Annotated in this window: 25 protein-coding genes and 1 pseudogene; 15 read left to right on the forward strand and 11 right to left on the reverse strand. The window is 30.0% G+C overall.

Features of this window, described 5'->3' with window-relative positions; genetic code table 11:
- Nucleotides 1-146 precede the first annotated feature (146 nt).
- Nucleotides 147-649: pseudogene (locus tag DPIF8902391_RS12485) on the forward strand (ISAs1 family transposase); the annotation flags it as partial.
- 59 nt (nucleotides 650-708) lie between these two features.
- On the opposite strand, the gene DPIF8902391_RS00870 reads toward DPIF8902391_RS12485, so the two are convergent.
- From DPIF8902391_RS00870 to idi, 3 genes are read right to left on the reverse strand one after another with little or no spacing between them, the layout of a single operon-like run.
- On the reverse strand, nucleotides 709-1,680 hold the full coding sequence (locus tag DPIF8902391_RS00870; protein WP_172504776.1) for a type I phosphomannose isomerase catalytic subunit: 972 nt from the start codon (nucleotides 1,678-1,680) through the stop codon (nucleotides 709-711).
- A 4-nt stretch (nucleotides 1,681-1,684) separates the two neighbouring features.
- Entirely contained in the window at nucleotides 1,685-2,098 is a 414-nt protein-coding gene (locus DPIF8902391_RS00875) for a 6-pyruvoyl trahydropterin synthase family protein (protein ID WP_172504777.1), read from the reverse strand.
- A 13-nt stretch (nucleotides 2,099-2,111) separates the two neighbouring features.
- Complete coding sequence (gene idi, locus DPIF8902391_RS00880) at nucleotides 2,112-2,630, reverse strand: isopentenyl-diphosphate Delta-isomerase (protein WP_172504778.1); 519 nt, start codon at nucleotides 2,628-2,630, stop codon at nucleotides 2,112-2,114.
- A gap of 131 nt (nucleotides 2,631-2,761) precedes the next feature.
- Between idi and DPIF8902391_RS00885 the strand changes: the two genes are divergently transcribed.
- From DPIF8902391_RS00885 to DPIF8902391_RS00905, 5 genes are all read left to right on the forward strand, one after another.
- Complete coding sequence (locus tag DPIF8902391_RS00885; RefSeq protein WP_058884627.1) at nucleotides 2,762-4,354, forward strand: peptide chain release factor 3; 1,593 nt, start codon at nucleotides 2,762-2,764, stop codon at nucleotides 4,352-4,354.
- 21 nt (nucleotides 4,355-4,375) lie between these two features.
- Nucleotides 4,376-5,974 (forward strand): hypothetical protein, encoded by a 1,599-nt coding sequence (locus tag DPIF8902391_RS00890; RefSeq protein ID WP_172504779.1) that lies wholly within the window; start codon nucleotides 4,376-4,378, stop codon nucleotides 5,972-5,974.
- 85 nt (nucleotides 5,975-6,059) lie between these two features.
- Nucleotides 6,060-6,989: a peptidylprolyl isomerase gene (locus DPIF8902391_RS00895; protein WP_058884629.1), complete on the forward strand. Its 930-nt coding sequence runs from the start codon at nucleotides 6,060-6,062 to the stop codon at nucleotides 6,987-6,989.
- A 195-nt stretch (nucleotides 6,990-7,184) separates the two neighbouring features.
- On the forward strand, nucleotides 7,185-7,805 hold the full coding sequence (locus tag DPIF8902391_RS00900) for an energy transducer TonB (protein ID WP_172504780.1): 621 nt from the start codon (nucleotides 7,185-7,187) through the stop codon (nucleotides 7,803-7,805).
- Between the two features lie 177 nt (nucleotides 7,806-7,982).
- Complete coding sequence (locus tag DPIF8902391_RS00905; protein ID WP_172504781.1) at nucleotides 7,983-9,095, forward strand: energy transducer TonB; 1,113 nt, start codon at nucleotides 7,983-7,985, stop codon at nucleotides 9,093-9,095.
- Nucleotides 9,096-9,211: 116 nt separating this feature from the next.
- Here the strand turns inward: DPIF8902391_RS00905 and DPIF8902391_RS00910 are convergent, their stop codons facing one another.
- Nucleotides 9,212-9,559 carry a hypothetical protein gene (locus DPIF8902391_RS00910; RefSeq protein ID WP_172504782.1) on the reverse strand — a complete coding sequence of 116 codons (348 nt, stop codon included), beginning with the start codon at nucleotides 9,557-9,559 and terminating at the stop codon, nucleotides 9,212-9,214.
- A 492-nt stretch (nucleotides 9,560-10,051) separates the two neighbouring features.
- Between DPIF8902391_RS00910 and kdsB the strand changes: the two genes are divergently transcribed.
- The 5 genes from kdsB to DPIF8902391_RS00935 all read left to right on the forward strand — a co-directional run bounded on the left by kdsB (nucleotide 10,052) and on the right by DPIF8902391_RS00935 (nucleotide 12,720).
- Nucleotides 10,052-10,786, forward strand: coding sequence for a 3-deoxy-manno-octulosonate cytidylyltransferase (kdsB, locus tag DPIF8902391_RS00915; protein WP_058884633.1), 735 nt, complete (start codon nucleotides 10,052-10,054; stop codon nucleotides 10,784-10,786).
- A complete protein-coding gene (locus DPIF8902391_RS00920) occupies nucleotides 10,779-11,465 on the forward strand; it encodes an HAD family hydrolase (RefSeq protein WP_058884634.1) in 687 nt (228 codons plus the stop codon). The genes kdsB and DPIF8902391_RS00920 overlap by 8 nt, the downstream gene beginning before the upstream one ends.
- Complete coding sequence (locus tag DPIF8902391_RS00925) at nucleotides 11,466-12,092, forward strand: CatA-like O-acetyltransferase (protein WP_058884635.1); 627 nt, start codon at nucleotides 11,466-11,468, stop codon at nucleotides 12,090-12,092.
- Between the two features lie 21 nt (nucleotides 12,093-12,113).
- Nucleotides 12,114-12,380 carry a hypothetical protein gene (locus tag DPIF8902391_RS00930; RefSeq protein WP_058884636.1) on the forward strand — a complete coding sequence of 89 codons (267 nt, stop codon included), beginning with the start codon at nucleotides 12,114-12,116 and terminating at the stop codon, nucleotides 12,378-12,380.
- A 145-nt stretch (nucleotides 12,381-12,525) separates the two neighbouring features.
- The gene (locus tag DPIF8902391_RS00935) at nucleotides 12,526-12,720 is read left to right on the forward strand and encodes a hypothetical protein (protein WP_058884637.1); all 195 of its coding nucleotides are present in this window, start codon (nucleotides 12,526-12,528) and stop codon (nucleotides 12,718-12,720) included.
- 43 nt (nucleotides 12,721-12,763) lie between these two features.
- On the opposite strand, the gene DPIF8902391_RS00940 is transcribed toward DPIF8902391_RS00935, so the two are convergent.
- The 4 genes from DPIF8902391_RS00940 to DPIF8902391_RS00955 all read right to left on the reverse strand — a co-directional run bounded on the left by DPIF8902391_RS00940 (nucleotide 12,764) and on the right by DPIF8902391_RS00955 (nucleotide 15,841).
- Nucleotides 12,764-13,216 (reverse strand): hypothetical protein, encoded by a 453-nt coding sequence (locus DPIF8902391_RS00940; protein ID WP_083501051.1) that lies wholly within the window; start codon nucleotides 13,214-13,216, stop codon nucleotides 12,764-12,766.
- Nucleotides 13,217-13,218: 2 nt separating this feature from the next.
- Complete coding sequence (locus tag DPIF8902391_RS00945) at nucleotides 13,219-13,755, reverse strand: hypothetical protein (RefSeq protein ID WP_058884639.1); 537 nt, start codon at nucleotides 13,753-13,755, stop codon at nucleotides 13,219-13,221.
- Between the two features lie 33 nt (nucleotides 13,756-13,788).
- A complete protein-coding gene (locus DPIF8902391_RS00950) occupies nucleotides 13,789-14,337 on the reverse strand; it encodes an RNA polymerase sigma factor (protein ID WP_058884640.1) in 549 nt (182 codons plus the stop codon).
- A gap of 61 nt (nucleotides 14,338-14,398) precedes the next feature.
- Nucleotides 14,399-15,841 carry a hypothetical protein gene (locus DPIF8902391_RS00955; protein WP_058884641.1) on the reverse strand — a complete coding sequence of 481 codons (1,443 nt, stop codon included), beginning with the start codon at nucleotides 15,839-15,841 and terminating at the stop codon, nucleotides 14,399-14,401.
- A gap of 81 nt (nucleotides 15,842-15,922) precedes the next feature.
- Between DPIF8902391_RS00955 and DPIF8902391_RS00960 the strand changes: the two genes are divergently transcribed.
- The 3 genes from DPIF8902391_RS00960 (at nucleotide 15,923) to DPIF8902391_RS00970 (ending at nucleotide 18,211) form a co-directional block, all read left to right on the forward strand.
- Complete coding sequence (locus tag DPIF8902391_RS00960) at nucleotides 15,923-16,699, forward strand: MBL fold metallo-hydrolase (RefSeq protein ID WP_058884642.1); 777 nt, start codon at nucleotides 15,923-15,925, stop codon at nucleotides 16,697-16,699.
- Between the two features lie 117 nt (nucleotides 16,700-16,816).
- Nucleotides 16,817-17,575: a peroxide stress protein YaaA gene (gene yaaA / locus DPIF8902391_RS00965; RefSeq protein WP_058884643.1), complete on the forward strand. Its 759-nt coding sequence runs from the start codon at nucleotides 16,817-16,819 to the stop codon at nucleotides 17,573-17,575.
- Nucleotides 17,576-18,211: a SanA/YdcF family protein gene (locus DPIF8902391_RS00970; RefSeq protein ID WP_172504783.1), complete on the forward strand. Its 636-nt coding sequence runs from the start codon at nucleotides 17,576-17,578 to the stop codon at nucleotides 18,209-18,211.
- A 22-nt stretch (nucleotides 18,212-18,233) separates the two neighbouring features.
- Here the strand turns inward: DPIF8902391_RS00970 and DPIF8902391_RS00975 are convergent, their stop codons facing one another.
- From DPIF8902391_RS00975 to DPIF8902391_RS00985, 3 genes are all read right to left on the reverse strand, one after another.
- Nucleotides 18,234-19,163, reverse strand: coding sequence for a hypothetical protein (locus DPIF8902391_RS00975; protein ID WP_172504784.1), 930 nt, complete (start codon nucleotides 19,161-19,163; stop codon nucleotides 18,234-18,236).
- 154 nt (nucleotides 19,164-19,317) lie between these two features.
- The gene (locus tag DPIF8902391_RS00980; protein ID WP_058884645.1) at nucleotides 19,318-20,742 is read right to left on the reverse strand and encodes an L-serine ammonia-lyase; all 1,425 of its coding nucleotides are present in this window, start codon (nucleotides 20,740-20,742) and stop codon (nucleotides 19,318-19,320) included.
- A gap of 98 nt (nucleotides 20,743-20,840) precedes the next feature.
- On the reverse strand, nucleotides 20,841-21,182 hold the full coding sequence (locus DPIF8902391_RS00985) for a DUF2853 family protein (protein ID WP_058884646.1): 342 nt from the start codon (nucleotides 21,180-21,182) through the stop codon (nucleotides 20,841-20,843).
- Nucleotides 21,183-21,704: 522 nt separating this feature from the next.
- On the opposite strand from DPIF8902391_RS00985, the gene DPIF8902391_RS00990 reads away from it, so the two are divergent.
- Nucleotides 21,705-23,075: a tetratricopeptide repeat protein gene (locus DPIF8902391_RS00990; protein ID WP_172504785.1), complete on the forward strand. Its 1,371-nt coding sequence runs from the start codon at nucleotides 21,705-21,707 to the stop codon at nucleotides 23,073-23,075.
- Nucleotides 23,076-23,104: the final 29 nt, after the last annotated feature.

Below are 23,104 nucleotides of genomic sequence, written 5' to 3' on the forward strand. Positions count from 1 at the left end.
AGTTAAGCCCATTTGCGCCGATGGTACTGCCAATGGTGGGAGAGTAGGTCGTTGCCTTTCTTTTAAACCTCAATCTAAAAAGATTGAGGTTTTTTTTGTGCCTTACTTTTTTTAATTTCTCCCCAAGTATTATGCTTGATCCATATACCAACATTGCAGATAAGATTATAGAAAATGATGCAAATTACATACTAGCTGTAAAAGGAAATCAGAAGTAACTGATCGAAGAAATAAAGGATGAATATTGACCTTGGACATGGGAAGAATTGAAACCAGAAAATGCAGTGTTATTTCTAATTTTATTCAAAACACAGATAATAAATGGAATAGCCTGAGTCAAGTTATAAAAATAGAAAGTATAAGGAAATTCAAAAACAGTGATAAACTAACATAAAAAGCAACTAGATATTATATTTCTAGCTTAAAAGATACAGCTGTAAATCATCAAAGTCATATTCGTTCTTGGGGTGTAGAGAATAAATTACATTGGACATTAGATGTTGCTTTCTCTGAAGGTACCTCTAGAAAAAGAAATAAAAATGCTGCTCAAAACTATTCAATATTATTGAAAATTGCATTGAATTTATTGAAAAATGAAAAAACAGGTATTGCTGAAAAAAGGCTTAAAGTTGGTTGGAATGAAGCATAGCTATTAAAAGTTTTAAATATTAAAGTGTGAGTTTGCCCTGCTTGATCCATAATTTGTTCTTATTTAATATAAACTTCTAAAAGTTTGGCATTTTCGGTGATAGCGGTTACATTTTTAATGCAAGCTGGCACTAAAATAGTTTCACCTAAACGAAGTTTTTCCTGCTGTTTTTTATACTCAAAAAATACGGTTCCTTCAACACACATATAAATTACAAAGCTATCTTTATCATCGTTATTTAAAATCAAATTTTTAGTTAAATGTAAATAATTTGTAGTAAAATATTTACAATCAACAATTGTTGATGGATTATTTTTACGCTTTAAATATTCTGCTTTATAGTTTGATTTTGCCGAATAATCAATGGCATCTAATGCCAAATTTAGGTGCAAATCTCTTAGTTTTCCGTTCGAATCTTTTCTTCCCCAATCGGAAATTCGATAGGTAACATCCGACGTTTCTTGTATTTCTGCCAACAAAACACCTTTTCCAATGGCATGTACTCTTCCTGATGGCACTAAAAAAGTATCGCCTTTTTTAACATAATCGATATTAAGCAACGCTAATTCATCGTTATTTTCAACGGTTTTTAAGAATGATTTTTTGTCCGTTTCTTCTGAAAAACCAATAATTATTTTTGCTTTTTTATCAGCATCTACAATATACCACATTTCGGTTTTCCCTAACGAATTATGCCTTTTTTGTGCCAAAACATCATTAGGATGTACTTGTAAACTCAAGGTTTTTTTAGCATCAATAAATTTAATAAGTAACGGGAATTTATCGCCAAAAATTAAATATACTTTTTCGCCAACAATTTGCTCTTTAAACTCTTGAATAAGTGATTTTAAACTGCGTCCTTTTAAAGCAGCATTGCTAACAATTGAAATATCTTGCTCTACATCTGAAATTTCCCAACTCTCACCAACATCTTTTTTATTCGCTTTTTTATGGAGTACTGTTTTTAACTTCTGCCCTCCCCAAATTTTTGATTTTAAAATAGGTTCAAACCGTAATAATTGCTGTATCATACCATTAAGATCCGCTATAGGTTACGTAATTTCTTTGAGTTTCATAAAGCGTAATTTCTAACGTTAAATTTACAGGAATATGCCCACGTAATTTATTAAATATTACTACTGATATATTTTCTGCTGTTGGATTCAAATTTTCAAAATCGGCAACATCAAGGTTTAAATTTTTATGATCAAAAACATCTTCTACCTGAGTTTTAATCAATCCTTTTAAAATTCCTAAATCATAGACATACCCAGTTTCTGCATTTATTTCACCTGTTAAAGAAACAATTAAATCATAATTATGCCCATGATAATTTGGGTTATTACACTTCCCGAAAATTTGCTGATTTTTTTCATCAGACCAATCAGGATTAAACAACCTGTGAGCAGCATTAAAATGCGCTTTTCTATGTACAGTTACTTTAGGCATTTTTATAATTTATTTAAGCATTTTTTAAAATATCGTACGATTCTTTGAATATAATTTTAAACCAAGCCGTGTAAATTTCAGGGTTTTTTTCCATATCTTTTTTAACGGCTTCTAAAGTCATCCATTTATGGTTTTCAACTTCTTCTTTATTGATGTTTGGCTCATCATTAAAAGTTCCAACCATTACATGATCTAATTCATGTTCTGTTAACCCGTTATCAAAAGGTGCTTTATAAATAAAAGAAAATACTTCTTTTAAATCGCAAACAAAGCCCATTTCTTCTTGAAGCCTACGTTTTCCTGCCCCTAAATTGGTTTCGCCATCTCTTTGATGTGAACAACAGGTATTGGTCCATAATAAAGGAGAATGATATTTATCGGCAGCGCGTTGTTGCAGCATTAATTCTTTTTTATCATTAAAAACAAAAACAGAAAATGCCCTGTGTAATAACGCTTTTTCATGCGCTTCTATTTTTTCCATTAACCCAATCGGATTATCGTGGGCATCTACTAATATTACCTGTTCTTTCATGTATCATTTTTGCTAAAAGCAAACATACAAAATTGCAATCAATTCAACAATTAAACCTTTAGACAGTTAAGTAGTAAAGCCTTGAAAAATTAAGCATTAAACCGTACCTTTGCAGCCTTAAAATTTGATAGATGGGCTTTTTAGAAGAAATACAAAAACGACGTACATTCGGAATTATATCACACCCCGATGCAGGTAAAACTACTTTAACTGAAAAGTTATTATTATTTGGTGGCGCAATTCAGGAAGCTGGTGCGGTAAAAAACAACAAAATAAAAAAGGGAGCTACTTCCGATTTTATGGAAATTGAACGTCAAAGAGGTATTTCGGTAGCCACATCTGTATTGGCTTTTATTTATAAAGATAAAAAAATAAATATATTAGATACCCCTGGGCATAAAGATTTTGCTGAAGATACTTTTAGAACTTTAACCGCTGTTGATAGTGTTATCGTTGTAATTGATGTTGCAAAAGGTGTCGAGCCTCAAACTGAAAAATTAGTAGCAGTTTGTAGAATGCGTAAAATTCCGATGCTGGTTTTTATCAATAAATTAGATAGAGAAGGTAAAGATGCTTTCGATTTATTAGATGAAGTGGAGCAAAAGTTAGGTTTACGTGTTACTCCGATGAGTTTCCCAATTGGAATGGGGTACGATTTTAAAGGAATTTATAATATTTGGGAAAAGAAATTAAATCTTTTTTCTGCGGATAATAAAACAAAAATTTCAGAAGGTGTTCAGTTTGATGATTTATCAAATCCTAAACTAGATGATATTATTGGCGAAACTGCAGCCGAAACTTTAAGAGAAGAAGCAGAATTAGTTACAGAAGTATATCCTGAATTTAATCAAGAAGAATATTTAGCGGGTGATTTACAACCTGTTTTCTTTGGTTCGGCTTTAAATAATTTTGGTGTAAAAGAATTATTAGATGCTTTTATTGAAATTGCTCCTGAACCACAGCCTAAAAAAGCAGAAGAACGTTTAGTTGATTCTAAAGAAGAAAAATTAACAGGTTTTGTATTTAAGATTCATGCAAATATGGATCCTAAACACAGAGATAGACTTGCTTTTATCAAAATTGTATCAGGAACTTTCAAAAGAAATTCTCCTTATTTACATGTTCGTAATGGTAAGAAAATGAAATTTTCAAGTCCGAATGCCTTTTTTGCTGAAAAGAAACAAATTGTTGATGAATCTTTTCCTGGTGATATTGTTGGTGTTCATGATACAGGAAACTTCAAAATTGGTGATACTTTAACCGAAGGTGAAAAATTAAACTTTAAAGGTATTCCTAGTTTTTCTCCTGAGCATTTCCGTTATGTAAACAATGCCGATCCGATGAAATCTAAACAATTATACAAAGGTTTAGACCAATTAATGGATGAAGGTGTTGCGCAATTATTTACCATGGATATGAATGGGCGTAAAATTGTAGGTACTGTTGGTGCATTACAATACGAGGTTATTCAATACAGATTAGAACATGAATACGGTGCAAAATGTACCTATGAAAATATATCTGTACACAAAGCTTGTTGGGTAGAAGCTGAGGACGAAAAAAGTGAAGAATTCAAAGAATTTAAACGTGTAAAACAACGTTATTTAGCCAAAGATAAACAAGGTAAATTAGTATTTTTAGCTGATTCTTCTTTTACTATGCAAATGACACAAAGTAAATATCCTACTGTAAAACTTCACTTTACGAGTGAATTTGAAAAATAATCGATTTTAATTATTTTAAAGATGCAACATAAAAGCAATCATATTATTAGTACTAAAACACTTCAAAACGTTTGTAATAACGTCTTTTTAGCTTTTATGTTGTTTCTTTTTACTCAGAACTCTTTTGGACAAGGTTTAAAAACCTTAAAAGGAACAGCATTACAAAATAAAGTTCGTTTGAATTTTATTCCTGTAAAAATGCCTACCGATAAATTTCCAAATTTAAAACCGACCATGGGCTTGGCGGGTTTACATTACCAAATACCGATTAATAATTGGTTATATGGTGGTGCAGGATTTCATTTTGCTATTACTGGTGACCAAGGTGGATTATTTACTTTAGGAGCAGAATTAGGCGTAAATAAACAACTTTATAAAAATTTATATGTAGATGCAAACCTTCATTTTGGTGGCGGTGGCGGATACCGAAATTTGGTTAATGATGGCGGATTTATAAATCCGAATATTGGTTTACAATATAAAAAAGATAATTATTCTTTTGGAGTACAATACAGTCATTTGAATTTTTTATCAGGAGAAATAAAAAGCAATTCGGTGTCTTTATTTGTTGAAATACCAAGTATTTTACGTTTTACTGATTATAATAAAGCACATCAAAATTTTACAGCAAAAAATATTTCTTCGGATAATTTCTGGAGTAAACCTGTTGTGAAAAATGCACAGCAAATACGTTTTGATTTTTTTAAACCTTTTGGAAATTCTAAAAAAGATAACGGAACTCCTTTAAATGAAACATTATATGTATTAGGTTTTGAATATCAAAAATACCTAAGCGAAAACACTTTTTTATTCGCTCATACCGATGCAATATATAAAGGACTACGTGCAGGTTTTATGGATTTATTTTTTGGTGCAGGATATCATCCGTATCAATCAAAATACATCAATATTTTTACAAAACTAGCAGTCGGTGCTGCTGGCGGACGTGTTGCTCCTGAAGGAGGTTTAATGGTGTATCCATCCGCAGGAATCGATTTAAAAATAACTGACAAAGTCGCTTTAAGTGGTCATGGAGGATATTACAGAGCTATTGCTGGCGATTTAGAAGCATATACCGTTGGTTTCGGATTGAAATATTACGGATTAAATGGCGGAACAACATCCGAAGAAAAAAAATACACCAACTTTTATACACAAGGATTACGAGTTGAAATTCAAAATCAAACATATTTTGATGTCGCTAAAACTGATGATAAATTTGGTGCCAAAGAAATTGATTTACAACTTATCGGTTTAAAAGTAAATTACGATATTAATAAATGGCTATACATTGCTGGAGAAGCTAGTTTTGCTTACGATGGTCGCTCAGGTGGCTATGCACACGGATTAGTTGGCGCAGGAATATATACTCCTCGATTTTTAAATAATAAAGTCCGTGGTTTTGCTGAATTGATGGCTGGTGCTGGTGGTGGCGCAGGAGTCGATACTGATCAAGGTATTGTTATCCGCCCAATACTTGGTTTTAGTTATGATATTCATCAGAGTATTTCAATTATTGCATCGGGAGGAAAATATAATTCGCCTTTCGGAAATGTAAATTCAACAAATATTAACATAGGTTTAAGCTTAAACCTTTCAACTTTATCAGTAAAGAACTAATTTTGCTTTTTCTTCGGATGATATATTTAAATGTTTTATCCGAAGAAAAAAAATTTTCAATATTAATTAAGATAATCTAACAAAAATGAATAACGGAATTTACGCAAAGTTCACAACACCAAAAGGTGCTATTTTAGTGAATTTAGAATACGAAAAAACTCCTGGAACTGTAGGTAACTTTGTTGCTTTAGCAGAAGGAAATTTAGATAACACTGCAAAACCACAAGGAACTCCATATTATAATGGATTAAAGTTTCACCGTGTGATTTCTGATTTCATGATTCAAGGAGGTTGTCCTCAAGGAACTGGAACAGGAAACCCTGGTTATAAATTTGAAGATGAATTTCACCCAGATTTAAAGCACGATGCTCCTGGAAAATTATCTATGGCAAATGCAGGACCTGGAACTAACGGTTCTCAATTTTTTATTACTCATACTCCTACGCCTCATTTAGATGGTAATCATACTGTTTTTGGAAATGTTGTTGAAGGACAAAATGTGGTAGATGCTATCGCTCAAAATGACACCATGGATATTGAAATTATTCGTGTAGGTGAAACTGCTGAAAAATTCAATGCTGTTGAAGCTTTTAGAACTTTTGAAGGTTCTCGTGAAAAACGTGAAGCAGAAGAAAAAGCAAAACAAGCTGAATTATTAGATACGGTTGCTAAAGGATATGACGAAACTCCATCAGGATTACGTTATAGAATTTTACAAAACGGAGATGGTAAACAAGCTACAAAAGGAGCTAATGTTTCTGTACATTATAAAGGTCAATTATTAGACGGTACTGTATTTGATTCATCTTACAAGCGTAAGCAACCAATTGATTTTGCTGTTGGCGTAGGGCAAGTAATTGCTGGTTGGGATGAAGGAATTTTATTATTAAAAGTAGGTGACAAAGCTCGATTTGTAATTCCATCTAACTTAGCATACGGAAAAGCTGGTGCAGGAGGAGTAATTCCACCAAACGCTACCTTAATTTTTGATGTTGAATTAATGGCTGTAAAATAATTTTTTACAACAACAATTTCAATCATAATTAAAAGACTAAAACCTCTCTATTTAAAATAGAGAGGTTTTTTTATTAACATTAAATTAACGTTCTTAACATTAAATACGTAATTAATTAAAACAAATTATTTACTTACTTAAAGTGTAAGCAAGAATACTTTAGCATCTTTACAGCGCAACAAAATGCTCTCTAAAATGAAAAATCGCCCCCTACTACTATTGATTATGCTATTAAGTTTATTTAATATGCAAAGCCAAGTAAAAGTTTGTGAAACCCCTAAAGATGACGCTATTGATTTAAATGTAATTTCTGTTAAAAAATGCGATATTAAAGAAAAAAAAGTTAGACAAATATCAAAAACAAACATCGCAAGAAAAAGAGTTAATAATCGATCTAGAAAAAAAGAAAATAATTTAAATTCTAGTGGTAATAAAGCACTAAACCTCCCAAACCTGTCAAAAGAAGTTTTATTTACCTTAGTTGAAGAAATACCAATGTTTGACGCTTGTAAACACAGTAATAGAGAGAATAATATTAAATGTTTTAAAGAAAAAATTAATAAGCATATTCTTAAAAACTTCTATGCAGAAGATTATATTACTGAAAATACTAAAACTAAAGTCTATATTCAATTTAGTATTGACCTTAACGGAAAAATAATTAATTCAAAAATAAGAAGTCGTGAAAACAATAAACGACTGCATAAAGAATTAGACCGAATCATAAATAAATTACCTCGTTTTAATCCAGGAAAAGAAAAAGGTTTACCTGTTGTTGTTACATACGCATTCCCTCTTAACCTAGCATCAGATTAATATTTATTATTTAGATTCATTATTGATTTAATCGTAATAAAAGGTCTTTTAAATAAAGAAATACCTAATAAAATACCTATTAAAATGTTAAAAAATAGAAATATATACATATTTCTATTTTTTTTTCTGTATGTTTACAATGTTAATGAATTGTTAATAAAATAAACAGAGGGTCATATGATGAAATTTACACTACTACTAGCGACTATGCTTACATCTATAATAAGCGTTTCGCAGCAAAAAAAATGTACTTCTCCTGATGAATCTATTGCTGATCCAAATAGTATTACTAAATGTGCTATTGAAAAAACAAAGGATGGAATAAAAAAACAATTATCTATTCAAGTATCTACAAGAAGGCGTGTAATTCGTAAAAAAAACGAAACTGTAACTGCTATTGGTGGTACTAATACTACCCAAAAAATTAGCAATATCAAAAAAAACACCTTATTAGTAGGTAAACTTGAATTAGAAGATAACTCTAAAACAATTGAAAGAATTCCTTTTAATTTAGTTGAAGAAATTCCTTTATTTTCAAAATGTAACAATGTGCCTTTAATAAAACAAGCTAAGTGTTTTGAAACACAAATGGCAAAACATATAACCAAAAATTTTGTATATCCACAAGCGGCATTTAATGCAGGTATTCAAGGTCGAGTATTGGTTCAATTTACTATAGACGAGCAAGGTAATGTTGGCGCACTTCAAATAAGAGGACCTAAAAATGGTGATGCATTAAAAAAAGAAGCTTCTAGAATTATAAACAAACTTCCTAAATTTATCCCTGGAAAACATAATGGAAAAGCGGTAAAAGTTAAATACGGTATTCCTTTTACCTTTAAACACCCTAATGCTAAAAATTTAATAGCAACAAGAAGTGTTAAAAAACAATCAGCAAAATCAATTAATAGAGCAGAAAAAATAATTACTGATTTCATTAAATTTAACGAAGTACAGAAAATCCCACAATTTAAAACTTGTTTAAAAGTAGCTGATAGAGAAAAAAACAATTGTTTTAATGAAAGAATGATTAGTCATATTCAACGAAATTTTAATTACCCAGAAGCTGCAGCCGATCAAAACATTGAAGGTAAAGTTTGGGTACGTTTTATTATAAATAAACAAGGTAAGGTTGGTAATATAAAAATGAAAGGACCTAAAAATGGTCAATTATTAGAGCAAGAAGCAAAAAAAATGGTTTCAAATCTAGCTACTTTTATTCCTGGTACACAAGATGGAAACCCTGCTAATGTTGAGTATTACATACCTATTAATTTCACTTTACATTAATTAAAATATTTTTAAAAAAAACCGAGCAATTACATTGTTCGGTTTTTTTTATACCAAAGCTCGAAAATAAGTATAACTGTATTTTTAGCCTCTTTTTTAAATCTTAAATATCAAAATTAAGATGCTTTTTTTAAGTGATATCCAAAGAGTGCTTTACAAATAATTTCTTGCTTTTTTTCTTTTTTTGAAACCGTTATCTGTAAAATAATTTCGGTGTCACTCAATTTTTTAATATTATTTTTAATGATAAGATTATCATTTAAATAGGCGTTTTTGATAATATCAAAATCAATGTTTTTAAAACTTAAATTAGGGAAATTTTTGTGAAATACAAGGGAAGAAGTTACGCTGGTTTCAATTTTTTGATATAAAACACCTGTTTTTAGCGTTTTATTTTTGTGAACCTGTTTTTTACTAACGGTAAATTGTAACGTACTATTTTTAGAAGTGATTTGGGTATTCATTATTTATGGGTTTATTGGTGGAAATTTAGATTTTTCGTAAAACGGATTTTGAACCAAGCACATTATTGTTTTTAAGCGCATATTAATTTGTTTTGACATTTTTACGGTGTTCATAGTTTGTTGAATTTTAAAAGATTTGTGAAAAAAGTATAAAAAAAAGGTGCTTTTTATAAAAAAGCACCTTTTGTAGTTTGTATTAAATTGGTTTTAAAACCGTTGTTTAAAGCGATTACTAGGCGTACTTTTTATATAGGCATATTTTTTGCGCATAGGCAACATACACTTTATCGTGACGATAGTGTTTAAAATAATGCGATATGTGTATAAAAGTACTTTCATTACAAATAGACTAAGGTCAAATTTAATAAAAAAAATCAGAAAACAGCTAAAAGCTTAAAAATAATACTGTTAAAGTTTTAATAAGCCTGTTTTTGTTCATTTTAATACTTTATTTAAATATGTATCTTTGATTTGTGTAAATAACTATAATTTATGAAAATAATTGCAATGATTCCCGCGCGTTATAGCGCCTCTCGTTTTCCTGGGAAATTAATGAAAAATTTAGGAGGAAAACCTGTGATTGTAAGAACCTATCAAGCTGCTGTTACTGCCAATTTATTTGATGAAGTTTATGTGGTAACCGATTCGGAAATCATCTTCAAAACCATCGAAAAAGCAGGAGGAAAGGCTATAATGAGCATCAAAGAACACGAATGTGGTTCGGATAGAATTGCCGAAGCTGTTGAAAGTTTAGAGGCAGATATTGTGGTAAATGTTCAAGGAGATGAGCCTTTTATCGATACTGTTTCTTTATCAAAATTAATAAAATCTTTTGAAGATGATAAAAATAATACTATAGATTTAGCATCATTAAAAGTAGCAATGACATCTTTAGAAGATATTGAAAATCCTAATAATGTAAAGGTAATTACTGATGTTAATAATTTTGCTATCTACTTTTCGAGAAGTGTAATTCCTTTTCATAGAGATAAAGAATTAAACGTTACATATTATAAACATAAAGGTGTATATGCTTTTAGAAAACAAGCCTTACTAGATTTTTATAATACGCCAATGACGCCAATTGAAGCTGCCGAAAAAATAGAATGTATCCGTTATTTAGAGGTTGGTAAAAAAATAAAAATGATTGAAACATCGGTAGAAAGTATTGGAATTGATACCCCTGAAGATTTAGAAAAAGCAATAAAACAACTCGAAAATGAATAAAATAAAAGTAATTGCCTTTGATGCCGATGACACACTCTGGATAAATGAAACTTTTTTTAGAGAAGCTGAAAAGGAGTTTGCGAAATTATTATCGGGCTACGAAACTGAAAATAAAATTCATCAGGAATTATATAAAAAAGAAATTGATAATCTTAAAATTTACGGGTATGGGGTAAAAGGTTTCGTGTTATCAATGGTAGAATGTGCTTTAGAATTATCTAATTATAAAGTAAATCAAAAAATTATAGATAAAATTCTTGAAATCGGTAAAGAAATGCTAGCCCAGCCAATCGATTTATTAGATGGGGTAGAAGAAGTACTGCAAGAATTACAAGGAAGGTGTAAAATAATTGTTGCCACCAAAGGTGATTTATTAGATCAAGAGCGAAAATTAGAAAAATCAGGTATTTTAAAATATTTTCACCATACCGAGGTAATGAGCGATAAAAAACCAGCCGATTATTTAAAATTGATAAAACATTTAGATATTCAGCCTTCGGAATTATTAATGATTGGAAATTCGTTGAAATCGGATGTTTTGCCTTTAATTGAGATCGGTGCTGCCGCAATTCATGTGCCTTTTCATACTACTTGGGCGCACGAACAGGTAGAGGGAAATCAAAAATCAACAGAATATCAAACGGTTAGCAATATTACCGAAGTGTTAAATTTTTTATAGATGCAGTATTTAGATATTGAAAATTGGAATAGAAAAGAGCATTTTAATCATTTTAGAACTTTAGCCGACCCAACATTCGGGCTTGTTGCCGATGTTGATGTTTCTAGTTGTTATCGGCAAGCAAAACAGCGGAAAGACTCCTTTTTTGTACGCTATCTTCACGCGTGTATGAAGGCAATTAATGCCATTGATAATTTTAAATACCGAATAGAAGGCAATAAAATAGCAATTCATAAGGTAATTAATGTATCAGCAACTATTGCACGAGCAGATACTACTTTTGGCTTTTCGTTTATTGATTTTTCAACTGATTTTGAGGTTTTTAATGCAAATTATCAGCAAGAAAAAAAGCGTGTACTTAGTTCCGATAATTTATTTCCGCCTAAATATTCAGTAGCTTGTGTACATTGTTCAGCCTTGCCTTGGGTTTGTTTTACAAGTCATAAAGAACCAAATTCAGGAAATAAAAACGATAGTGTTCCACAATTTTCTTTTGGAAAAATAAAAACAGTAAACAATAAAAAATTAATGCCTGTAGCAATCAATGTGAACCATGCGTTGGTCGATGGATATCATGTAGGACAATTTTTTGATAAATTTCAGGCCGAATTAGATAAAATCGATTAATTTTGCAAAAAAATAATAATTATGGCAAGCATTAAAAATTTAAAAAAAGATATCGATTATACTTTAGGAGATATTATTGATATCTGTAGATTATCAGCAGCGTTAAACCCAGGTGAAACTGCAGAAAAATCAGAAGCTATTGTAGACGAAGTTTTTGAAACTTTTGATACTTTAATTGCAAAAATTAATGCTAAAAATGTTGAAAATAAAAAAGCACATTTTAAAGCAATTAGTACTGAATTAGAAACCAAAGCAAACGCTTTAATAGAAAAATTAAATAACTTATAGTTAACTGTAAGTTAAATGATTAAAACTGATACTTTAACAGGTGTCAGTTTTTTTTTGCTGAATTTTAACATATTATAAGGAATAAAATGTTGTAAATTACGTTCGTAATATAGAACATATAAACCCCCGTTAATATATAATAAACATGGCAAGAGCAATGTATGAGTACACCAAAACAGTACTAGAAAAGGTAAGTTTTAATACTGATTTATTTTGTAGAGAGCTAGAAAAAGCATTAAATAGATTATTACCTTACGAAATAAATGAATTAACCATCTGGTTAAAACAATATACTGTAAATAAGCCTAAATTATATCCTAGTTTGGCTTTAGTTAAATAATTAGTATAAAAAAAGAAGCTGTATGGCTTCTTTTTTTATTTTTCTACTGTTTTTTTTTACCTCTTAGCTTTTTTATTAGTTTGTGGTTAAATTTGTGTTCTGAAATTTGTAAAGCGAGTATTTTTTTGTAAGATAATATTTTAGAAACTTCAGATTGAAACAATGTTTTAATTTGATATTGTTCTTTTTTTATGGCATGTATTTTTTCTAAAATATCTTTAGATTCTTTTTCGGATAATTTTTCAAAACCTCCGCTATCTGGTATTCTTTTTTTAAAAATGAAGCGTTGTTCTCTATGTAAGGCAATTCTTTTTTTGTCATATTTATTATATACTGGCCAAAATCTTTGCGCTTCACTTTGGGTTAAATTTAATTTTTCAGTTAAATAAGCAATTTTATAAGCATGTATTTTATGCGATCCTCCTTTTCGGAATTGCGCTTGACTAGTAAAGCTAGTTAAGAAGGTTATTAATAGTAGGATTATAATTTTTTTCATTTTTATTGAATTTCATTAAAAAAAGAAGCGTTGTCAATAGTATTTAAATAGGCCTCTAAATTTTCTTTGTTTATTGAAGTGAATACATCTTCGTCAAAATCCTCAGCATCTAAAATTGTTGCTAATTCATCATTGCTACTAGTACCATATCCATTTTCGTACCAATAGGATATATCTGCTTGTGTTATATCATCAAAAGAATGTTTTTTATCAGTAGTAAGATGGTTTAAGCCTATAAAAAGTAATATTGAAGCAGCTACTGCAATAGGAATTAATTGTCGTATTTTTTTATAGAAAGAAATTGTTTTTATTTCTTTCGATGTTTTGATATTTAGTGTTGATAAAATATTTTCATCAACAGTATTAAAGTAGTTTTTAGGTGTTTTAAAACTATTTTTCTTAGAGAAATGAGCTGTTTGTATAGACGACAAAATAGTAGCTTCAATATTTTCAAAGTAATTTTCAGGAACAGAAAAATTTGTTTTCGATCCTGCTTTATTAGATATAAAATCTATTTTATTTTTTAATTCTTTATCCATCTCTACTTTAAGACTACCGTATTGTTAAAAGGTTTAATGACTGTTTTTAATAAATTTTTCAATTTTTTTTACAGCAATGTGGTAAGATGCTTTTAAAGCCCCTATTGATGTTCCTAGTATGTCGGAAATTTGGGCATACTTCATTTCATCAAAATACTTCATGTTAAAGACTAATTGTTGCTTTTGAGGTAGTGTGGCTATTGCTTTTTGTAATACGATGGCTATTTGATCTGGGGTAAACCAGTGGTCGCTATCTAAAGAAGAAACTAATTGTTGCTGATATTCAGAAATAGCAACATTTTTTTCTTTAGCTCTTTTATTGATAAAGCTAATAGATTCGTTCGTTGCTATTCTGTACATCCAGGAATACAGTTTACTTTCTTTTTTAAAAGCACCTATATTTTTAAAAATTTTAATAAAAGTATTCTGTAAAACATCATCAGCATCGGCATGAGAAATTACAATTTTTCGTATATGCCAATACAATCGCTCTTTGTAGAGCGATAGTAATTGTTTAAAAGCTGCATCCTTTGTGGTAGGATTTTGCAGCTTTTTTATAAGTATAAGTTCGTCTGTGGTCAACTAAAATAATTTAGTTGTTAGACTTTAAAAATCGTAAAAGGTTTAAAACCTAACTAAGTTTTTAAACTCGTTTTCTAGAACAGCCAAACAAACGTTTGTCTTTAATGGTTTTAGAAACCCCTTCAGGAAGCATTTTTTCCCAACCTTCTTCGTTGTTCTTAATCATTTTTAAGACTTTTCTAGAAAAGATATGTAAACTATTTTCATCTAAGTTTTTAATATCTACAAAGCGTCCGTTGTGTTTAAAGAACTTGTACAGTTCTTTCATTCGAGGATGTACTTTTAGGTTTTCGGTAGTGATAAATTCACCTGTTTCTTGGTCTTTGTAAGGATAGGTATATATTTTTAAATCTCTGTAAAAAAGTTTACCAGAAGCCTCTAAAATTCCACCACTAAGGTTGCGGTAATATTTTTCATCAAAAATTTGAACAAGACTTTGAACCCCCATTGTTAAGGCCATTCGTTCTTTGGTAAATTCACCAAAATAATCAACCAATTTAAAGTACTCTTGATAATTGGTAATCATTACATTTTGCCCTAATGCACAAAGTAATTCGGCTCTATCTAAAAAGTCACGCTCATTAATTTCACCTTCTGAACGAAGATTACTAAGGGTAATTTCGAAAATAATTTGTGTTTTATCGGGGTTTACTTTTTTATCGGCTAAAAACAATTGTTTAGAGCGTTCAAACATATCCATATTTACCTTGGTAACAGGACGGTAACTACCACGTAATGCTAAAATATTCTTTTTGTAAAGTACTTGAGCAGGCAATAAGTTGTTTCCATCAGGACCGAACATTACGGCATTTGTCATTCCGTTTTTAACCAATTGTAGGCTCATTAAACGATTATCAACATACATAAATCGAGGTCCTGAGAAATTAATCATGTCAATTTCTAAGCGATCACTATCAATATTATCGTAAAAAGATTTTAATAATTCCTTTGGATTATCATTTAAATAATACGCTCCATATACTAAGTTAACTCCTAAAACCCCTAAGGTTTCTTGTTGCTGACGTGCATCGGTTTCTTTAAAACGCAGGTGTAAAATAATTTCGTTATAATCTTCTAACGGATCTAACTGAAAACGAATACCAACCCATCCGTGTCCTTTAAATTTTTTAGAAAAATTAATCGTTGCAACGGTATTTGCGTAGCTAAAAAATAATTTATCAGGATGTTTTTGACGATCAAGACGATCTTCAATTAAATCCATTTCATGTTTTAGCATTTTTTTTAATCGCTTTTCAGTTACATAACGATTATCACTTTCAATCCCATAAATAGCATCTGAAAAATCTTTATCATAAGCACTCATTGCTTTTGCAATAGTACCTGAAGCACCACCAGCTCTAAAAAAATTACGAACAGTTTCTTGTCCTGCACCAATTTCAGCAAATGTCCCATAAATATGAGAATTTAAGTTAATTTTTAACGCTTTACTATTTGTGGTGGGTACGGTACTTATTTTTTTATCTCCTTTAAGTGTGATGGCCATTTTTCTAATTTTATGTTATCGCTACAAATGTACTTAAAATAGCAACTATCATATACTTTTTGTCTTATTTTTGTGTTAACAATGATGAAAAAAATGCAATTGAAAATTACTTTTTTAGGTACAGGAACATCTACAGGCGTTCCGATGATTAATAGTACGCATCCTGTGGCGTTGTCTAACGATTTTAGAGATAAGCGTTTGCGTTCTTCTATTGTTATTTCTTGGGATAAAATTAAGTATGTTATTGACTGTGGTCCTGATTTTAGGCAGCAGATGATACGTGAAAAAGTAAGCTCAATAAACGGGATTTTATTTACCCACGAACACGCCGATCACATTGCGGGCTTAGATGAAATACGCCCGTATTGTTTTCAAATGGGCGAAGTACCAATTTATGCAACCCAGCGAGTTTTAGGTGTTTTAAAGAAAAGATACGATTATATTTTTACTACAGAAAACCGATATCCGAGTGCGCCAGCGGTTTTTAGCACTGTAATTTCGCATAAAAACAGTTTTATTCTTGATGGAGTTAAGGTAACGCCAATAGAAGTAATGCACGGAAGATTGCCTATTTTAGGCTATCGTTTTAATAATATTGCGTATTTAACAGATATTAAAACTATTTCATCCGAAGAAAAAAAGAAACTGACTAATTTAGAGGTGTTAATTGTTACAGGATTACGAAAAGAACCGCATGCAACACATTTTAATTTAGAAGAATCACTCGCGTTTATTGCTGAAATTAAACCTAAAAAAGCCTATTTAACACATATTAGCGAATTATTAGGTTTGCATGAAGAGGTTGAAAAAGAATTGCCCGAAAATGTGTTTTTAGCCTATGATGGTTTAAAAATTTAATATTTATTTTTCTAATATTCATATTGATTTAAAGTATCGTAATTAGTTTTATCTTTTAAAATAGCATCTTATTTTTACATCAAAATCAGATCAGAAAACACTTAAAAAATTATTTAAATGAAAATAATTATATCTCCAGCAAAGTCCTTAGATTTTGAAACAAAAGCTTCTACAAAATTATATTCTCAACCAAGGTTTTTAGAACAGTCAACAAAATTAAATAAGCAATTAAAAACACTTTCTCCACAAGATTTAAGTGATTTAATGAAAATTTCTGATGATTTATCAAACTTAAATTATCAACGAAACCAAGATTGGCAAACTCCTTTTAATTTAGACAATGCAAAACAGGCAATTTATTCTTTTACAGGAGCAGTTTTTAAAGGAATCGATGTAAATTCTTTATCCGAAGAAAAAATACCAACCTTACAAAACAATCTTAGAATTTTATCAGGATTATATGGTTTGTTAAAACCTTTAGATTTAATTCAACCGTATCGTTTGGAAATGGGAACGAAATTAAAAGTCGGTGAAACTGAAAATTTATATAAATTTTGGAATGATACCTTGGTAAATTCTTTAAATGATGAATTAGAAGATGATGAATTATTAGTAAATTTAGCGAGTTTAGAATATTTTAAAGCTTTGCCTAAAAAACGTTTAAAAGTACCAATGATAACGCCTGTTTTTAAAGATTTTAAAAATGGAGAATATAAAACAGTAATGACTTATGCCAAAAAAGCAAGGGGTTTAATGCTGCGTTATATTATCGAAAATAATGTTAAAACTATAGAAGAATTAAAAGGTTTTAATATCGATAATTATGCTTTTTCACAAGAAATGTCAACTAAAACGGAATTATATTTTACAAGATAAATGATTAAAAAAAGCCTGAAATTAGCCGTTTTATCAATAGTATTTGTGTTTATTGCCATTTGTTTGTGTAATTTTTTAATAGAAAAACAAACAAAAGATAAACTTTATACTAGCGTAACTGAAATTCCGAAACATAAAGTCGGGCTTGTTTTGGGTACGTCAAAACATTTGTTAAATGGGCGTGTAAATTTATATTACAAGTATAGAATACGTGCGGCAGTATCATTATATAAATCAGGAAAAATTACTTTTATTATTGTCAGTGGCGATAACAGTACCGAAAAATATGACGAGCCAACTACGTTTAAAAATGATTTGATAAAAGCGGGTATTCCTTCGGATAAAATATTTTTAGATTTTGCAGGTTTTCGAACTTTAGATTCTGTTGTAAGAGTAAAAGAAATATTCGGGCAAACCGATGTTACTATTATCTCTCAAAAATTTCATAATGAAAGAGCTATTTATTTAGCAAATCATTTTGGCGTTAAAGCAATCGGTTTTAATGCGAAAGATGTTTCTGGTAAATACGGGCTAAAAGTTCAATTAAGAGAGTATTTAGCCCGAGTAAAAGTATTTGTTGATATTTTATTTAATATTCAACCGAAATTTTTAGGGAAATCAATAGAAGTGAAATAGGTTGTTTTTTAGAACAAAATGATTAATTTCTTTTTAGATAGCTAATATCTAACCTGTTTTTACCTTTTTTATTTTCTGTAAATTTAGTAGATACACATTCATTACAAATAACTTCTCTTTCATTATTAAAATAATCAGTAACTGTTATTTTATTATTTTTGATGTGTTTCGCAATTGTTTTGAATCTTGTTTTATAAATAGCAGTATTTAAAAGTTTTTCTTTTAAAACGGCTTCGTTCTGATTTCCTAAAACATACATTTTTAATAAAAAGTTATTACAGCCGTTTATACTAAAAGCGTATTCAAAACCTTCTTCTTTGTAAAACTCTAATTTTAGTTGATTAAAAGCAGGGTCTATATCATAATTGGTTTTATACTCTTCTTTAAAGATGCGTTTATTTTTCATTGCAGACATAGCACAATCAATATAGTTTAGTGATATTATTTTACCATTTTTAAATCCAAGATGCGTATTTATATGATAAATAGGAAATTTATTTATGTTACTTTGATGGCTTGTGCTTATTTTAATAATAGGTGTTTTGTTTTTAAATCCCTCAATATTATAGATGTAATTAGAGAAATCGCTAAAGCCAAAATACCCGATATAATCTATATTTTTTGGTGATTTTATTTGAACAATACCATAAGAAACCATAAATTCATTTCCACCGTCACTAGTATCCGTTATTTTTGCCCACATATCTTGTGTACCATCTTTATTAAAATCATTTAAACTTTCGTCATAGAGTTCTATATCTACAGTACCTAATGTAAAATTATGGTCTAAATTATAAATAATATAATATTTTCCAATAGAATAGCCCTTATATATAGAGAAAAGCTCTGTTAGATATTTTTCACGAAAACTATCTCTTATTTTTTCATTATCAGTTTTACAGGATTGAAATAAAAAGAAACTAAGGATTATAATGGTTATTTTTTCTTTCATGTTTTTTGAATAAACATTTGTTATGTTCTTTAGATGAATAAATTTAATAAATAAAATTTTTAAGTTCTGATATAAGAAAGTAAATTACTTTATTAAAAAACAAAAACCCTCTTTTTAAGAGGGTTTTTATAGTTTTTTTATAATGATGATTTTTTTAACAAGCTGCTAAACCAACAGTAATTGCTAAACCACCTTCGGAAGTTTCTTTATATTTTCTGTTCATATCTTTTGCGGTTTCCCACATAGTATCGATCACTTTATCTAAAGGAACTAACGATTCTTTAGGATTAGTTTCTAAGGCTAATTCCGCAGCATTAATTGCTTTAATTGCGCCCATAGCATTACGCTCAATACAAGGTATTTGGACCAAACCTCCAATAGGATCGCAGGTTAAACCTAAATGATGTTCCATGGCTATTTCTGCGGCAACTAAACATTGCCCAGGAGTTCCGCCTAAAAGCTCTGTAAGTGCTCCAGCTGCCATTGCCGATGAAACGCCAATTTCTGCCTGACAACCACCCATAGCTGCCGATATGGTTGCATTTTTCTTGAAAATACTTCCAATTTCACCAGCAACTAATAAGAATTTTTTGATGTGTTCAAAATCAGCATCATGATTTTCAATCACTAAATAATACATTAAAACAGCAGGAATTACACCTGCACTTCCATTAGTCGGAGCGGTTACAACCCTACCTAAAGCGGCATTTACTTCATTTACTGATAAAGCAAAACAGCTTACCCATTTTAATATTTCACGAAACTTAACTTCGGTGCTTCTAATTGCGGTAATCCATTGCTCTTCGTTGCTGTAGGTAGCGTTTTTAATTAATTTTTGATGCGTGCCAAAAGCTCTACGTTTTACATTTAATCCACCGGGTAAAATACCACCTGTATGACAACCGATATACATACATTCGAGCATGGTATCCCAAACACGTTTTAACTCTGTGTCAATTTCAGCAGGCGATTTTAAAACCAATTCATTCTGATACACAATTTCAGAAATATTTTTGCCTTCTTTTTCGCAATAATCTTCTAATTCTGTGGCTCTGTTTATAGGATATGGAAAGTTTACTTCGTTTATTTCGGTATCTTGAGTTACTTTTATTTCTTCTTGAATAACAAAACCACCTCCGATAGAATAATAGGTTTCTGTAGATATTTCTTTTCCTTTGCAAAAACCTCTAAAAATTAATCCATTAGAGTGAAAAGGTAAGAAATTTTGATTAAAAACAACATTTTCAATAGAAAAAACCAATTGTTTTTCGGCATTAAAATGCAAGCGTTTTGTTTCTTTTATTTTATTGATAATTGTTTCAATACTATCAACAGGAATGTATTCAGGATCGGTACCACTTAAACCTAGTAAAACGGCTAAATCAGTTGCATGACCTGTTCCTGTTAACGATAAAGAGCCGTATAGGTCTATTTTAATACCATCAATAGTATCAAAAACACGCTCTTTTTTTAATTTTTCAATCCATTGTTGGGCAGCTCTCCAAGGACCTAAAGTGTGTGAACTTGAAGGACCTACGCCAATTTTAAGCATATCAAAAACACTAATAAATTGAGACATAAATTTAATTTGTTTGTTGAGCGCTAAAATAGAAAAAGTCCTGTATTAAAATCAATACAGGACTTTTTTTTATGAAAAATGTGCATTTTGTATTTCGCTTACATTCCGTACACTGCTTCTTTGTTAAATTTCTTTGCTAATAAATAGTACACTACAGCTCTGTATTTCTTTCTTTCTGAGCGTCCTATTTGTTCCATAACTTGGTCAATAGCTTGGTCTAATTCAGCGGTATCTGCTAAACCTAACTTTTTTATTAAAAAGTTGTTTTTAACGGTAAGCAATTCTTTTGGGTCGGCACCAGATACTGTTTCGGCATCTGTTTTGTAAATTGAAGGACCTAATCCTTTAGTTACTGCTGTTAATAATTCAAGGTTTACAGACAGTTTTCTGTCGTCCATAAACTTTTTATACAATTCTACTTTTTCGTCAAATTTACTCATCTTTTTTCTTTTAATTATTTGTTAATCTAGGTGTTGTAGCATTAATGATTTCAAATATAGCTAAATAATTTGTTCTTTCAAATAAGAAAAATAGATATTGTATGGTTGTTATTTATTTTAATAAATTCGGATAATTTATTGTGGTTTTGGTGTTTTTAAGGAGTAATTTATAATAATAGTATTATTTTTAGTGGTTAAAATAAGGTGTTTTTAAGCATCCTTTGACAGTAAAAAGCCAAATTGACAGTAAAAATGTAGGAACTTATTTTTTGTAGATAAACCAATTGTTACACGAAGGTAATAAAAACACGTTTGTTGTGGCTTAGCCCTGATTGCAGCAATTGTTTGAGCTCCTCGCAGAGAGCGAGTGCGTAAAGCAGGAAACAGCTCCTAATAAGTATTATTTTAACCTTAGCGCCTGGTATTGAATTGTTGTTAATTAAATTGTTGAAAACAAAAATAAAATAAAGTAATTAGGTATTATTATTGTAGTATATTTAGCTATAATCAAACAGGTAGCCTATGTCGATATTAAAATTTGAATCTATGTTGAAAACCAACGATGTCTATTTTTTTGATGCTGTTGAGTTTGAAACAATTATTGAACACTATTTAAATATAGCTAAAAATTCTTTAGCTAAAAAAGCGGTTGCCTTAGGCTTAGAACAGCATCCGTCATCAATTCAATTAAAATTGATGAAAGTAGAGCTTTTAGTTTTTGATAATGAACTAAAAGAAGCCACTGAATTACTGAAAAACATTGAAGCTGTTGAGCCTTATAACGATGAGGTTTTTATTCAAAAAGCATTAATTTTATCTAAAAAGGAACTGCATATTGAAGCGATTGCTGTCTTAAAAGAGTCCTTATCTTTTATAGAAGATCCAGCAGATATTTGGTCAATGTTAGGTATGGAGTATTTGTATTTAGACGATTATAAAAATGCCCGTTTAAATTTTGAAAAATGTGTAGCTTTTGATGCCGAAGATTTTTCGTCTTTATATAATATTGTGTATTGTTTTGATGCAGAAGAAAGGCATATTGAGGCGATACAATTTTTAAACACCTATATAGATAAAAACCCTTATTGTGAGGTGGCTTGGCATCAATTAGGTAGAAAATATGCCGAAATAGGCATGTATAGAGAGGCGCTTACGGCATTTGAATATTCGGTATTAATCGATGAAACTTTTATCGCTGGTTATTTAGAAATGGCAAAAACACTAGAGGATTTAAATCGCTATGAAGAGGCTATTAAAAACTATAAAATAACCTTAGAGTTAGACGATCCTACTGCTTTTTCATATATAAGAATAGGGGAGTGTTACGAAAAGTTAGAAAATGTTAATGCGGCAATTCATTTTTATAAAAAAGCCGTTGCTCAAGATCCATCGTTAGACAAAGCTTGGATATTATTAACAACTATTTGTTTTGAAGATCAGAACTATCAGAAAGCATTGTATTATGTGAGAAAAGCGATTAAAATAGATGAAATAAATCCTTTTTATTGGCGAATATATAGCGATATAAGCTTAAAATTAAATTTTTATGAAGAGGCTGTAAAAGGACTTTATACTTGCATTGAATTAGGCGATGATGAAATGGAAGTTTATACTGATTTGGCAGATATTTTATTGTTTTTAGGTGAATTTGATGAAGCCTTAAAAACGTTGATTAAAGCGAAAAAATTATATGAAGACTTTGCCGAAATTGAATATCGTTTGTGTGGTTTGTTTATGATTTTAGACAAGCAAGCCTATGGTTTAACACATTTAAAAAATGCGTTGGCGATTAATTTTGAATTGCACGATATTATAAATGAGTTGTATCCTACTGTTTTTGAGCATGAAAAAGTTCAAGGAATGGTTTCTGATTATAAAAAAGCCTTGAAATAATTATTTCAAGGCTTTTTTGTTTTTCTTTG

Source organism: Tenacibaculum finnmarkense genomovar ulcerans (genome assembly GCF_900239495.1).
GTDB lineage: Bacteria > Bacteroidota > Bacteroidia > Flavobacteriales > Flavobacteriaceae > Polaribacter > Polaribacter ulcerans.